This is a genomic window from Pandoraea anapnoica (assembly GCF_902459765.1).
In the GTDB taxonomy this organism is placed as follows: domain Bacteria; phylum Pseudomonadota; class Gammaproteobacteria; order Burkholderiales; family Burkholderiaceae; genus Pandoraea; species Pandoraea anapnoica.
Window position 1 is genome coordinate 451,251 of the sequence record NZ_CABPSP010000003.1, and the last position, 14,030, is coordinate 465,280.

Consider the following 14,030-nt stretch of genomic DNA (forward strand, 5'->3'; position numbering starts at 1 on the left):
GGCGCATAGCGGCAGTATCGACAGGCATGACAGACGCCAGATGGGCCCCGCGTTTGCGGTAAAGTACGTTCCATGCGCTTCGATCCCGAACCTATTTCGCATGGCCAGTCCGGCAAGACCGCCGTACTGCTGATCAACCTCGGTACGCCCGACGAGCCGCGTCCTGCGGCCGTACGCCGATACCTGCGCGAGTTCCTGTCGGACCCGCGCGTCGTGGAAATCCCGTCGCTGGTGTGGCAACCGTTGCTGCGGCTGGTGATTTTGCCCTTCCGCTCACGTCAGTCGGCGCAAAAATATGCGACGGTCTGGACCCGTGACGGCTCGCCGCTCAAGGTCAATACCGAGCATCAGACGAACGCCTTGCGCGCGCTGCTGCACGCGAACGACTATGACGTCGTCGTCGACTACGCGATGCGTTACGGCAATCCGTCGATTCCCGAGCGCGTTCGTGCGTTGCGCCAGAACGGCGTCGAGCGGATTCTCGTCCTGCCGCTCTATCCGCAGTATTCGAGCAGCACCACCGCCACTGCGAGCGACGCCGTGTTCCGCGTGCTCGGCCGTCTGCGCAATCAGCCCGACGTGCGCACGGTGCGCGATTATCACGATCATCCGGCGTATATCGAGGCGCTGCGTCAGCAGGTCGAAGGTTATTGGCTGCAAAACGGCCGACCCGACTTTGCCGCCGGTGAGCGTCTGCTGCTTAGCTTCCACGGTGTGCCGCGCCGCACGCTAGACCTCGGCGATCCGTATCACGATCAGTGCGTGAGGACCGCGCGCCTGCTCGCGGCCGCCCTCGGTCTGGACGAGACGACGTGCCGTCTCACTTTCCAGTCGCGCTTCGGCAAGGCCGAATGGCTCCAGCCGTACACCGCGCCGACGCTCGAAGAACTCGGCCGTGGCGGCACGCCGCGTGTCGACGTGTTCTGCCCGGGTTTCACGTCCGACTGTCTCGAGACGCTCGAAGAAATCAATATGGAAGGACGCCACGCTTACCTGTCGGCGGGCGGCAAGTCGTTCCACTTCATTCCCTGCCTGAACGGCGCGAGCGCCTGGATTACAGCGCTTGGCGAGATCGCGGCGCGTCATTTGCAAGGCTGGCCGGTGCTCTCGCCGCAGGGCGAGGCCGATGCCTCGGCGGCTGCGGTGGCGTCGACGCGCCAGCGTCAGGTGGCGGCCGTGGCCGCGTTCGAGGAAGCCAGTGCGGCCGCCGCTGCTGCTGCGCAGGCGCAGATGCAAACATCCTCGCCGTCTGAAGGCGCGCACGGAGAAGCGGGAGCACGGTCGTGACGGTCAAGGTGGACGATTCTCCGCACGCCGCCACGCGGATCGACAAATGGCTGTGGGCCGCGCGTTTCTTCAAGACGCGCTCACTCGCCACGCAGGCGGTCGACCGTGGTCGCGTGCTTTGCAACGAAGCCCGTGTGAAACCGGCGCGCGACGTGCGTCCCGGCGATGTCGTGTCGGTCGACAACGGTAGTACGCGCTGGGAAGTGAGGGTCAAAGCGATTGCCGAGGTGCGCGGCTCCGCGCCGGTCGCGCAGTCGCTGTACGACGAGACCGAGGCGAGCATCCAGGCGCGTGCCGACGAGAGTGAGCGCCGACGTCTGTTCCAGGAACCGGCGGCGCAGATGCACGGCCGTCCAACCAAGCGCGACCGCCGCCGTCTCGGTGGCGTTGGCGAGTAGGAGCGCCAGCGGATCGGGAGGACAGGCGGGCCGTGGCGTTCGCCCCGTCTCTCAACCTTTTCAACGCCTGAATGAACGCCGCCGCTGGCATATTGCACAGCGGCGGGCAGGGGTGGAGCGTGAATCAGGTGTTCCGTCTCGGTCGATTCGGGCGACTCTGACGGAACCGTCCGGGGAACGGCACCGCGCACAATCGTAAAGGATCATGCACCCCGGGGGCGATCAGCGTGTTGGAATTCCGGTACTCGAATTCGACGAATGCCCTGTCAGGCCCGGCACTTCTACATAGTGATGCAGCACCGCCCGCACGCCACCGTACTCGGTGTCGCGCCGGGTGACTGCGCCGGACAGGCAGATCGTAATCGTTACCGTCGTCACCAACGCAAGGATGAAGACAACAGCCAGTGGCAGCTTCATGATGCGCTCCTTGAGAACACTTCACCGGACGGGGGGTGTCCGGTGAGCGGCCGGGTCCGTCGAATGGTCAATCGGATAGGCACATCCATTCGTCGGACCGCAATTCATGTTAGGTCGCAGCAACGGCCGATACAATAGAGGACTCGTAACGCGTGTAACCGGATATTTACCGGCACGCCGCGCGCACCGATCTGGCGCACAGAATGCCCGCCCGCTCTTGAAATCGATGTGAACGCCCCTACTATCCAAAGGGATTTGAACCGGCGGCGCATCGTCGTGGTGCGCTGCAAGAACCTTTTGACGACTCAACTCATGACTGAACAGCAAAACACCCCCGACCAGCCGATTCCGTCCCAGGCCGAAGCGGCCCCGACCGACGCGGCGGGCGCGAACGACGCGCTGCCCTCGGTCGAGGCGCAACTTCAGGCGGCTCAGGCAGAAGCGGCGGCGCTGCGCGACGAGGCGCTGCGCGCACGCGCCGAGATGGAAAACATCCGCCGTCGTGCGGAAGAGGAAGTGTCGAAGGCGCGTAAGTTCGCCGTCGAAAGCTTTGCCGAGAACCTCTTGCCGGTCATCGACAGCCTGGAAGCGGCTGCGGCCGACAAGAGCGGCGATGTAGCCAAGCTGCAAGAGGGCGTGGCCCTGACGCTGCGTCAACTCGTGTCGGCGCTGGAGCGCAGCAAGGTGTCGGTCATCGACCCGGCCGGCGCGAAGTTCGATCCGCATCAGCACCAGGCCATCTCGATGGTACCGGCCGAACAGGAGCCGAATACGGTCGTGGCCGTGCTGCAAAAGGGTTACCTGATCGCCGACCGCGTGCTGCGTCCGGCGCTGGTGACGGTCGCCGCAGGCAAGTAATTCAAGGTCATCCGGCGACGGCGGGCCGTACAACGTTTCCATCATGGAAATGTTCGTCGCAGACCGACGCCCCGAATGACCGGGCGCAGGCAACGACGTCGAATGTGGCGGCGTTGCCGGTGCCAATGCACCGATTCAAAGGCTTACCATCATGGCAGGCGATCTTCCGGGCATGAAAGGGGTGGACGGCACGGCGTTCGAGGCGTTCTCGATGCACGAGCTGACGGCCGCGACGTTCGACGAAGGGCTACGCACGGCGGGGGACGATCTCGCCGTGGTGTTCTTCTGGGGCGTCGATTGTTTCAACTGCGAAGTCGCCAAGAAGACCATGCTCGCGCAGCGCGAGGCCATCGAAGCCCTCGGGCTGCGCTGGTTTCACGCCAACGTGTACGCCGATATGGCGCTGGGCCGCCGTTTCGCGCTTCATGGGGTGCCGACGTTTTTCTTCTTCCATGCAGGGAAGAAGCTGGGCCGGGCGACCGGCTGGCAGGGCCTGCCCCAGTTCCGGCTGGCGGTGGCGGCCGCACGCGAGAAAATCGCGGCGGCGGGGGGCAAAACCGGGCCGCAAGACGGGTCTTGAAATGTTCCCGGCTGCACCCATATCCCGTGCAGATCAATGAATTGAGTGGGCGACACGCCCGACGGAAAGACGCAAAGGACGCTAGGAGAAATTTAAATGGGCAAAATCATCGGTATCGACTTGGGCACCACGAACTCGTGCGTGGCCGTCATGGAAGGGAATCAGGTCAAGATCATCGAAAACGCGGAAGGTGCTCGCACCACGCCGTCGATCATCGCCTACATGGACGATGGCGAGATCCTGGTCGGTGCGCCGGCTAAGCGCCAGGCCGTGACCAACCCGAAGAACACGCTGTACGCCGTCAAGCGCCTGATCGGCCGCCGCTTCGAAGAAAAAGAAGTGCAGAAGGACATCGCGCTGATGCCCTACAAGATCGTCAAGGCCGACAACGGCGACGCCTGGGTTGAGGCACGCAACGAAAAGCTGGCCCCGCCGCAGATTTCCGCCGAAGTGCTGCGCAAGATGAAGAAGACCGCCGAGGACTACCTGGGCGAGCCGGTCACGGAAGCCGTGATCACGGTGCCGGCCTACTTCAACGACAGCCAGCGCCAGGCTACGAAGGACGCAGGCCGCATTGCCGGTCTGGAAGTCAAGCGCATCATCAACGAGCCGACCGCTGCCGCACTGGCCTTCGGTCTGGACAAGAAGGAAGGCGGCGACCGCAAGATCGCAGTGTATGACCTGGGTGGCGGCACGTTCGACATCTCGATCATCGAAATCGCGGATGTGGACGGCGAACACCAGTTCGAAGTGCTGTCGACCAACGGCGATACGTTCCTGGGCGGCGAAGACTTCGACCAGCGCATCATCGACTACATCATCGGCGAGTTCAAGAAGGAACAAGGCGTCGATCTGTCGAAGGACGTGCTCGCGCTGCAACGCCTGAAGGAAGCCGCTGAAAAGGCCAAGATCGAACTGTCGTCGAGCCAGCAGACCGAAATCAACCTGCCGTACATCACGGCCGACGCCTCGGGTCCGAAGCACTTGAACCTGAAGATTACGCGCGCCAAGCTTGAAGCGCTGGTCGAAGAGCTGATCACGCGCACGATCGAACCGTGCCGCACGGCGATCAAGGATGCCGGCGTCAAGGTCAGCGACATCGACGACGTGATTCTGGTCGGCGGTATGACGCGTATGCCGAAGGTGCAGGAAAAGGTGAAGGAGTTCTTCGGCAAGGAACCGCGCAAGGACGTGAACCCGGACGAAGCCGTGGCCGCAGGTGCCTCGATTCAGGGCTCGGTGCTGTCGGGCGACCGTAAGGACGTGCTGCTGCTCGACGTCACCCCGCTCTCGCTCGGTATCGAAACGCTGGGCGGCGTGATGACGAAGATGATCACGAAGAACACCACGATCCCGACGAAGCACTCGCAAGTGTTCTCGACGGCGGACGACAACCAGCCGGCCGTGACGATCAAGGTGTATCAGGGTGAACGTGAGATGGCCGCCGGCAACAAGTCGCTGGGCGAGTTCAACCTCGAAGGCATTCCGCCGGCAGCACGCGGCACGCCGCAGATCGAAGTGACCTTCGACATCGACGCCAACGGCATTCTGCACGTCGGCGCGAAGGACAAGGCAACCGGCAAGGAAAACAAGATCGTCATCAAGGCGAACTCGGGCCTGTCGGACGCTGAGATCGAGCAAATGGTGAAGGACGCCGAGCTCAACGCCGAAGAAGACAAGAAGGCACGCGAGCTGGCCGACTCCCGTAACCAGGGCGACGCGCTGGTGCACAGCACCCGCAAGGCGCTGACCGAGTACGGCGACAAGATCGAAGCGTCGGAGAAGGAAGCCATCGAATCGGCGATCACGGCCCTGGAAGAATCGCTGCGCGGTTCGGACAAGGCCGACATCGATGCCAAGGTCGAAGCGCTGGGTACGGCTAGCCAGAAGCTCGGCGAGAAGATGTATGCCGACATGCAGGCGCAAGCCGGTGCCGCGGGTGCCGCAGGTGCCGAGCAGGGCAAGCCGCATGACGACAACGTCGTCGACGCCGAAGTGAAGGAAGTCAACGACAAGAAGTAAAGCGTGCATGGCGCGCGGGGCATCGAAAGGTGCACCGCGTGTGGGCCGGGTATCGAGGTTCTCCGCAAGGGGAATGTCGACCCGGCTTTTTGCCTGATGGCGACATGCGCCAACATTGGAAAGAGTTATGGCCAAACGTGATTACTACGAAGTCCTTGGCGTCGCCAAGAACGCCTCGGACGAAGAGATCAAGAAGGCGTATCGCAAGCTGGCGATGAAGTACCACCCGGACCGCAATCCGGACAGCAAGGACGCCGAAGACAAGTTCAAAGAGGTCAAAGAGGCCTACGAGATGCTCTCCGAGCCGGAGAAGCGCGCGGCGTACGACCAGTACGGTCACGCGGGCGTCGACCCGAGCATGGGCGGCTTCGGCGGTGCGGGCGGTCAGGGCTTCGGCGGCTTCGCAGATGCGTTCGGCGACATCTTCGGTGACATCTTCGGTCAGGGCGGCCCCGGTGGCCGTGGTGGCCGCGGCGGTCCGCAGGTGTATCGCGGCGCGGATCTGCGCTACAACATGGAGATCACGCTGGAGCAGGCCGCGAACGGCTTCGACACGCAGATTCGCGTGCCGAGCTGGGACGAATGCGAGATCTGCCACGGCAACGGCGCGAAGCCGGGCACGAAGCCCGAAACCTGCCCGACCTGTAACGGGGCGGGGTCGGTCCGTATGTCGCAGGGTTTCTTCAGCGTTCAGCAGACCTGCCCGAAGTGTCATGGCACGGGCTCGTACATTCCTGAGCCCTGCACCAACTGCCACGGCTCGGGCAAGATCAAGAAGACCAAGACGCTGGAGATCAAGATCCCGGCGGGTATCGAAGACGGTATGCGCATTCGTTCGTCCGGCAACGGCGAACCGGGTGTGAATGGCGGGCCGGCGGGCGATCTGTATGTGGAAATCCACATCAAGGCGCACAACGTGTTCGAGCGCGACGGCGACGATCTGCACTGCCAGATGCCGATTTCGTTCGCGACGGCGGCGCTCGGCGGCGATATCGACGCACCGACGCTGCACGGCAAGGCCACCTTCGAAGTGCCCGAAGGCACGCAGACGGGCAAGACGTTCCGACTGCGTGGCAAGGGCATCAAGGGCCTGCGGGCGAGCTATCCGGGCGATCTGTACGTGCACGTGCAGGTGGAAACGCCAGTCAAGCTCAACGATGCGCAAAAGCAGATGCTGCGCGACTTCGATGCTTCGCTGAAGGAAGGCGGTGCACGCCACAGCCCGCAGTCGAAGGGGTGGTTCGACCGCGTCAAGCAGTTCTTCGAGTAATTCCATGCAAAGTGAAGCGCCCTTGGCCGCGTTCGCGCTGTTGGACGACAGTGCGGATCCGGCCGGTGGGGCGCGTCTGTACACCGGGCTCGTGCGCGAGGTAACTTGCGACGAGCCCGGTGTGCTTTCCGACGCGCTCCGCGAAGTGGAAGACGCCACACGTGACGGCCTGCACGCCGTGCTGCTGGCCGATTACGAATTCGGCGTGCGCCTCGGTGGCGTGCATACGGTCGCGACGCGTCGTGCGCCGGGCCAGTTCCGCGCACTGTTGTTCTCCGGGATGCAGCGGCTCGATGCCGCGCAGACGCAAGCGTGGCTGGCACGTCAGGAGTGGGTGGACGCCGGAGGCAATGCCGACGCCTGGCAGGACAACGATCAAAGCGTAACCGCCAACCCCGGCGTTGCTGGCATCGGCGCATTGCAGAGCGATGTGAGCGACGCCGCCTTCGACGACGCCATCGCCCGCATCCACGAATGGCTCGCACAAGGCGAGTGCTATCAGATCAACTACACGTACCGTCTGAATTTCGACGCGTTCGGCTCGCCGGTCGCGTTGTATCGCCGCTTGCGCGCGCGTCAACCAGTGCCGTACGGCGCACTCGTGATGCTGCCCGGCGCACGAGGCGTTGCCGGTCGCGCGATTCTTTCGTTGTCGCCGGAGTTGTTCCTGCGTCATTCGCGCGGCCAGGTGGAGGCGCGTCCGATGAAGGGCACAGCACCGGCGTGTGGCGACGTGGCCATCGACACACAACGCAGTGCAGCGCTCGCCGCCGACGAAAAGAATCGCGCCGAGAACCTGATGATCGTGGACTTGCTGCGCAACGATCTCGGGCGTCTCGCGACGTCCGGCTCGGTCAAAGTGCCGAAGCTTTTTGAAGTGACGCGCTTCGCCAGCGTCCTGCAAATGACGTCGACCGTCACCGCAACGTTGCCGGACACGACCTCGATGGCTGACGTGCTACGCGCCTTGTTCCCTTGCGGTTCGATCACGGGCGCACCGAAACATCGGACGATGCAGCTTATCGGTGAGCTGGAGACGTCGCCGCGCGGTCTTTACACCGGTGCCATCGGCTGGCTCGACGCGCGCCGTGACGACCCGCAGGCGCTCGGCGACTTCTGCATGTCGGTCGCGATTCGCACGCTCGAACTCGATGCGCCGGGCGCGAGCGGCATGCGTCGCGGACGTCTGGGCGTCGGCGCGGGGATCGTGCTGGACAGCAAGGCGGATGAAGAGCGCGACGAGTGCCGACTGAAGGCGCGCTTTCTGAGCGCGCTCGATCCCGGCTTTGAACTCTTCGAGACGATGCAGGCGACCCGAGCCTCCGGCGTCGCCCATCTCGCACGGCATCTGTCGCGCTTGCAGAAGTCTGCGCAGTACTTCGGCTTCACGTTTGACGAAGCGGCATTGCGCGAACGACTCGATGCGGAGGTCGCAGCGCTGAGCGAAGAGGACATCCATCGGGTACGCCTCGCGTTGTCTCACAACGGCACGGTGGCGATCACGCACGGTGTGCTCACCCCGCTGCCCGGCGACGCAGTGAAAGTGCTGTTGGCCGATGCCTCTCAAACGACGCGCGCGGACGATCTGTTTCTGCGCCACAAGACCACGGTGCGCGCGCGTTATGACGCTGCCTGGAAAGCGGCCGAAGCGCAAGGCGCGTTCGACGTGCTGTTCTTCAACGACCGGGGCGAGTTGACGGAAGGCGGGCGCAGCACGGTGTTCGTCAAGCGTAATGGCATCTGGATGACGCCGCCGTTGACCTCCGGCGTGCTGCCCGGCGTGATGCGCAGCGTGCTGCTGGAAGACCCGTCGTGGGCCGCCGTCGAGGCGGTCGTCACGCGCGAGGACTTACTCACGGCGCAGGCCATCGTGGTATGCAACGCTTTGCGCGGCGCACTACCGGCGACGATTCTCGCGACGACCGCCGCCTGACGCAGCGGCGCGTCATTGCCCGTGACGCGCCGCTACCTCAGCCCCCTCAGCTTCCCTGACGCGCTGCCATTTGCGGCACGAATAGATCGCTCCACTTTGCCGGACGCGTCTTGATCGTGCCCGCGCGGCTCATGAACTCGACATACTGCATCAGCCCGTTCGGCGTCGTCGTGAATTGCAGACCGGGGTCGGCCAGCATCTGCTCGATCTCCGCTTGCGGCAGGTTGATCTTGGACACGCGAAGGAACGTCTGCGCCGCGCCCGCGTGATCCTTAGCGATGTACGCGGCAGCCTCTTCCTGCGCCGCCAGAATGGCCTGCACCAGCTTCGGATTCTGGACCGTGAACTGCTTGGGCGCGAACACGACGTCGATGGTGATGTTACCCAGCACGTCCGTCGAATTCAGCACGCGCTTGATGCGCGGATCCTTCAGTTCCTGATATGAGAACGGCGGCGAGGTGAAGTGCGCCGTGATTTCCGTCTTGCCAGAGAGCAGCGCGCTCACGGCTTCCGGATGACTCAGGCTGACCGTCTGCGGATCGAGCTTCGCATAGTTCTCGATACCGAATGTCTTGGCCACGGCCATTTGCAGCAGCACGGCAGACAGCGACGTCTTGATGCCCGGAATCGCGATCTTGTCCTTCGCCGTGAAGTCCTTGAGCGACTTGATGTTCGGATTGTTCGTATTGAGCCAGAGCGGACCGGTCGAGAGCGCGGACAGACCGATCACCTCCGAGCGCGGAATGCCGTGGGCCTTCGACCAGAGCGTGACGAAACCCGGCGCGCCTGTACCTGCGACGTCAAGGTTGCCAGCAAGCATCGCGTCGTTGATCACGTTGCCGCCGTCGAGAATGGTCCAGGTCGTCTTCACATCGCCCAGCCCGAGCGCCTTCGCGTGCTTCTCCACGAGATGCTGATCGCGCATGACCATGAGCGGCAGATACAGAATGCCGTAGCCGTGCGACAGGCGGACGGTGCTCGCTTCGGCGTGCGCCACGTTGCCGAGCGTTGTCAGGGCGGTCGTCGCGGCGAGCGTGAGTGCGCTCGCCCAGCGGGCGAAATTGCGTCGGTTCATGATGTTGTCTCCGTGTTGTTCGAATTATTCATGCCCATGAAAAAGGGCGTCAATCGGAGCAGGCCGAAATTCCGGACCGCTCCGAGTGTCAGTGCTGCATCCCCCAACGGTGCAACGTGCGTTTCTCGATGCGGGCGAACAGCAGGTTCTCGACGGCCAGCCCGATCAGAATCACGAAGAACAGCCCGGCGAAGACGTTGGCCGTCTCCAGCGAGTTGCGGTTCTCGAAGATGTACCAGCCGAGGCCGCCCGAGCCGGACGACACGCCGAACACTAGCTCGGCGGCGATCAGCGTGCGCCATGCGAACGCCCAGCCTACCTTCAGGCCCGTGAGGATGCTCGGAAACGCCGCCGGGATCAGCACATGCTGCACTAGCGCGAAGCGCTTCAGACCGTAGTTCTGGCCCACCATGCGCAGCGTTTTCGACACGCCCCGGAACCCGCTGTGCGTGTTGAGCGCCACGGCCCACAGCACCGAATGCACGAGTACGAAGATCACGCTGCCGTTGCCCAGTCCGAACCAGATCAGCGCCAGCGGCAGCAAAGCGATGGCCGGCAGCGGATTGAACATCGCGGTGAGCGTCTCCAGCAGATCGTTGCCGATCTTCGAACTGATGGCGACGGTGGTGAGCACCGCGGCGAGCGCGATCCCGATGCCGTAGCCGATGAGCAGCGTCTTGAGCGAGACGACGGCGCGCAGCAGCAGCACGCCGCTCGTCAGGCCGCTTGCGAACGCGGCGACCGTGTCGGTGAAGCTCGGGAACAGCAGGGCGTTGTCGAGCCAGCGTCCGTAGATTTCCCAGATGATGGCGAGCACGCACAGGATCACGGTCTTGCGCAGCCAGCTCAGACGATAAAGGGTCTCGAAGGTGGAGAGCGGGCGCTGGATCGACGACAGCTCGGCCTGCACCGGTTCGAGCACGAACTCCGGACGATAGACGGGTTCGATCGGGGTAGGGGATGCCGACGTGGTGGCTTGCGAAGGGATAGCATTCATGGCCGTCATCCTCAGTGGGTCGCGAACAGCAGTTGATCGATGCGGGTCTCAAGCTCGCTCTGATGCGCCGTGCCGAGTTGTTCGGGGGCGATGCTGTTGAGTTCTGCCTTGACCTGACCCGGATGCGGCGAGAGCAGCAAAATGCGCGTACCGATGCGGATCGCTTCGTCGATACCGTGCGTGACGAACAGCACGGTGAAGCGCGTGTCGTCCCACAGGCGCAGCAATTCGTCCTGCATCTTGCGACGGGTGAGGGCGTCGAGCGCGGCAAACGGCTCGTCCATGAGCAGGACGTCGGGCTCCATTGCCATACCGCGTGCAATGGACACGCGCTGCTTCATGCCGCCGGAGAGCGTGTGCGGATAGCTGTCGATAAACTTCGCCAGACCGACTTTCTCGATGAAGTGGGCGGCGCGCTCGGCGGCGTCGCGTCCCTTGAGGCGTCCGCTGGCCGTGAGCGCGAATTCCACGTTCTGACGCACGGTCTTCCACGGCAGGAGTTGGTCGAACTCCTGGAACACCATCATGCGGTCCGGGCCGGGTTCGGTGATCGTGCGGCCTTTGAGGCGGATTTCGCCATGAACCGGTGGCAGATAACCACCGATGGCCTTGAGCAACGTCGATTTGCCGCAGCCGGACGGGCCGAGCAGCACAAAGCGGTCGCCCGGGTAGACGTTGAAGCTCACCTGTTGGGCGGCGGTGACGAGATAATCGTCGGTCTTGTATTGCAGCGTGACGGCGTCTATTTCGAGCAATGGCGGCACTGCGGGCGAAGTCGTCCCCGCAGCGCCCGCATGGGGGGCGTTGTGCATTGCGTGTCTCCTGAAGAATGCGATAGTGCTTTTTTGTAGTCGGCTCGATACTAAGTAGCGAAGCTGTAGCGAACCTGACATCGCGCCGCGCTACGGCCCGAATTCAGGGGAAACACTGAGGTGGCTCACAGGGAATTCCGAGACAATCGCGCTCAGAAGACGAAAGCCTCAGGAAGATTAGGAGACGAGAAGACCATGCGCATCATGCTGGTGGAAGACACCGCCGATGTCGCCGAAGCGATCGCCACGCAATTGCGTCGGCTTGGCCACGCGCTCGATTGCGAGACGGACGGGGCGGTTGCCGCCGGTCGCATCGGCGACGATTACGACCTGCTGATCCTCGACGTTATGCTGCCGCACGTCGACGGATTCGAGTTGCTCAGACGCGTGCGCGAGCGCGGCCTGTCCACGCGCGTGCTGATGCTCACCGCATGTGCCGAGATCGAAGAGCGCGTGCGTGCGCTCGATCTCGGCGCGGACGATTACCTCACCAAGCCTTTCGATTTCCGCGAGCTCGAAGCGCGTGTGCGTGCGTTGATGCGCCGCACCGGGCAGGACGCGACCAATCGTCTGACCTGCGCCAATCTCACGCTCGATCGCAAGAGTCGCGGCGTCGAAGTGGACGGCCAGCCCATCGAACTCACGCGCCGTGAAGTCACGCTGCTGGAAATCCTTGCCGGACGCCCGGGGCGCATCTTCGGCAAAGACGAATTGATGGATCGTCTGTACGGCGACGAGCCCGCACCGAACGCGAACGCCATCGAGCAATACGTCGCCCGTCTGCGCAAGAAATTGGCCAGCGCGCAATTCCAGATTCGCACGCTGCGCGGGCTGGGCTACCAACTCGTGCTGTCATGATCGTCCCCGGCCGCTCTCTTTACCTGCGTCTGGTGATTCGCATGGGCGCGGTGTTGGCGTTCGCGGTCGTTGCGGTGTTGTTGGGCATCTGGTTTTCGACGCGCTCTGCCGTCGACCGGGCCTACGATCGCTGGTTGCTCGGCAGTGCCTTGCAGGTCGCGGAGAACACCTGGTACCAGAACGGCGAAGTGAACGTCGATGTACCGCTTGCGGCCTTTTCTGCGCTCGCCCCCGGCGATCAGATTTTCTACACCGTGCTCGATCCGAACGGCCGCTCCGTGGCGGGCGATTCCGAGTTCCGTCCGCCGATTCCTTGGGACAAGCTGGCCGACGGCCCCATCGTGGTCGACGGCACGTATCAGGAGATGCCGATCCGCATCGCCATCGTGGGACGGCGCATGCCGGTGACGTCGCCCCATCCGTGGGCGGTGGTTGCGCTTGCACACACGCAGAATGCGCGCGAACGCTTCACGCGCGGGTTGGCGGACAACACGTTGCTCATCACGATTGCGACCGCTGTGCTGACGATGCTTGCCGCGTTGTGGACGCTGCGTCAGGCGCTTGCACCGCTCAAGCAAATCGAAGGGGCGATACGCGCGCGCGATCCGAACGACCTCGCGCCTCTGGCGGTGACCGTGCCTGCGGAAACGCTGGCGCTTGTGGGCGCGATCAACGATTTCATGCAGCGGCTGGCGACGTCGCGTGCGTTGATGCGTCGCGTGATCGGCGACGCTGCGCATCAACTGCGAACGCCGGTGACCGCGCTCACGGCGCAAGCGGAAATGCTGACACAGACGCAGGACGAGGCTGCACGTCAGACACACATCGCACGCATTCAGAAGCAGGCGCGCGGGCTGGGTGGGCTGATCCATCAACTGATCAATCACGCGATGGTGCAGCACCGGGCGGAGAGCATTGCGCCGACCCCCGTCGATCTGAACGAACTGCTGCAGACGGCGATGCGCGAGACGCTGTCGTACGCCACGCGCGACATCGACGTCGCGCTGCATGCGCCGGAAGAGCCGTGCATGATCGTAGGCGACGAATTGAGTTTGCGTGAAGCGATCAAGAACGTGCTGGTCAATGCGTTGGCTTATGGCGCACCGCATCGTCTTCATGTGGACGTGACACGTGTCGGCGATCAGTGGCGCTTGCGATTTTTCGACGATGGGCCGGGCATCCCCGAGCAGGAGTGGCAACGCGTGCGCACCCCCTTCTCATCGCGCGCCGACGGACGCGAAGGCGCAAGCCTGGGGCTGGCAATGGTCGCGGAGGTCGTGCATGCCCACGGTGGGCATATGAGCTTCGAACGTGTGGAAGGCGAGGGCTTTGCCGTCGTGCTGACGTTGCCGGTCGCGGTTTGATGACGGGGGGCGGGTACCCTCGTTTGGAGTATTCCTTCCGCAATCTTTAGCCCGATGCCGCTTGACCGCGTCTTTCGTCCCCCCGATATTGGTTCGTACTCCGGGCGCTCGACCGGCGCATCCAGACTCCGACGATCCGGAACATGAGAGGAGGCAAGC

Annotated in this window: 12 protein-coding genes and 1 pseudogene; 9 read left to right on the forward strand and 4 right to left on the reverse strand. The window is 63.6% G+C overall.

What is annotated here, in order from left to right; translation table 11 throughout:
* Positions 1-72: 72 nt before the first annotated feature.
* Both hemH and PAN31117_RS07705 read left to right on the forward strand, forming a co-directional pair.
* A pseudogene (gene hemH, locus PAN31117_RS07700) lies at positions 73-1,122 on the forward strand (ferrochelatase); the annotation flags it as partial.
* Between the two features lie 161 nt (positions 1,123-1,283).
* Positions 1,284-1,685 carry an RNA-binding S4 domain-containing protein gene (locus tag PAN31117_RS07705; RefSeq protein ID WP_150737646.1) on the forward strand — a complete coding sequence of 134 codons (402 nt, stop codon included), beginning with the start codon at positions 1,284-1,286 and terminating at the stop codon, positions 1,683-1,685.
* Between the two features lie 222 nt (positions 1,686-1,907).
* On the opposite strand, the gene PAN31117_RS07710 is transcribed toward PAN31117_RS07705, so the two are convergent.
* Entirely contained in the window at positions 1,908-2,102 is a 195-nt protein-coding gene (locus tag PAN31117_RS07710; RefSeq protein ID WP_370855733.1) for a hypothetical protein, read from the reverse strand.
* A gap of 312 nt (positions 2,103-2,414) precedes the next feature.
* On the opposite strand from PAN31117_RS07710, the gene grpE reads away from it, so the two are divergent.
* From grpE to PAN31117_RS07735, 5 genes are all read left to right on the forward strand, one after another.
* Positions 2,415-2,960, forward strand: coding sequence for a nucleotide exchange factor GrpE (gene grpE / locus PAN31117_RS07715; RefSeq protein ID WP_039404100.1), 546 nt, complete (start codon positions 2,415-2,417; stop codon positions 2,958-2,960).
* Positions 2,961-3,111: 151 nt separating this feature from the next.
* Positions 3,112-3,540, forward strand: coding sequence for a thioredoxin family protein (locus tag PAN31117_RS07720; RefSeq protein WP_150737648.1), 429 nt, complete (start codon positions 3,112-3,114; stop codon positions 3,538-3,540).
* A gap of 96 nt (positions 3,541-3,636) precedes the next feature.
* On the forward strand, positions 3,637-5,562 hold the full coding sequence (dnaK, locus tag PAN31117_RS07725; protein WP_150737649.1) for a molecular chaperone DnaK: 1,926 nt from the start codon (positions 3,637-3,639) through the stop codon (positions 5,560-5,562).
* 127 nt (positions 5,563-5,689) lie between these two features.
* Positions 5,690-6,832 carry a molecular chaperone DnaJ gene (dnaJ, locus tag PAN31117_RS07730; RefSeq protein WP_039401022.1) on the forward strand — a complete coding sequence of 381 codons (1,143 nt, stop codon included), beginning with the start codon at positions 5,690-5,692 and terminating at the stop codon, positions 6,830-6,832.
* Positions 6,833-6,836: 4 nt separating this feature from the next.
* Positions 6,837-8,765 carry a chorismate-binding protein gene (locus PAN31117_RS07735; RefSeq protein ID WP_150737650.1) on the forward strand — a complete coding sequence of 643 codons (1,929 nt, stop codon included), beginning with the start codon at positions 6,837-6,839 and terminating at the stop codon, positions 8,763-8,765.
* 46 nt (positions 8,766-8,811) lie between these two features.
* Here PAN31117_RS07735 and PAN31117_RS07740 read toward each other — a convergent pair whose 3' ends face one another.
* The 3 genes from PAN31117_RS07740 to PAN31117_RS07750 all read right to left on the reverse strand — a co-directional run bounded on the left by PAN31117_RS07740 (position 8,812) and on the right by PAN31117_RS07750 (position 11,649).
* Positions 8,812-9,840, reverse strand: coding sequence for an ABC transporter substrate-binding protein (locus tag PAN31117_RS07740; RefSeq protein WP_150737651.1), 1,029 nt, complete (start codon positions 9,838-9,840; stop codon positions 8,812-8,814).
* Positions 9,841-9,928: 88 nt separating this feature from the next.
* On the reverse strand, positions 9,929-10,837 hold the full coding sequence (locus PAN31117_RS07745; protein WP_150737652.1) for an ABC transporter permease: 909 nt from the start codon (positions 10,835-10,837) through the stop codon (positions 9,929-9,931).
* An 11-nt stretch (positions 10,838-10,848) separates the two neighbouring features.
* Positions 10,849-11,649, reverse strand: a complete 801-nt coding sequence (locus PAN31117_RS07750; RefSeq protein ID WP_150737653.1) for an ABC transporter ATP-binding protein — start codon at positions 11,647-11,649, stop codon at positions 10,849-10,851.
* A gap of 195 nt (positions 11,650-11,844) precedes the next feature.
* On the opposite strand from PAN31117_RS07750, the gene PAN31117_RS07755 reads away from it, so the two are divergent.
* Together PAN31117_RS07755 and PAN31117_RS07760 are read left to right on the forward strand one after the other, a co-directional pair.
* Entirely contained in the window at positions 11,845-12,507 is a 663-nt protein-coding gene (locus PAN31117_RS07755; RefSeq protein ID WP_150737654.1) for a response regulator transcription factor, read from the forward strand.
* The gene (locus tag PAN31117_RS07760; protein WP_150737655.1) at positions 12,504-13,871 is read left to right on the forward strand and encodes a sensor histidine kinase; all 1,368 of its coding nucleotides are present in this window, start codon (positions 12,504-12,506) and stop codon (positions 13,869-13,871) included. Before PAN31117_RS07755 ends, PAN31117_RS07760 begins: the two co-directional genes overlap by 4 nt.
* Positions 13,872-14,030: the final 159 nt, after the last annotated feature.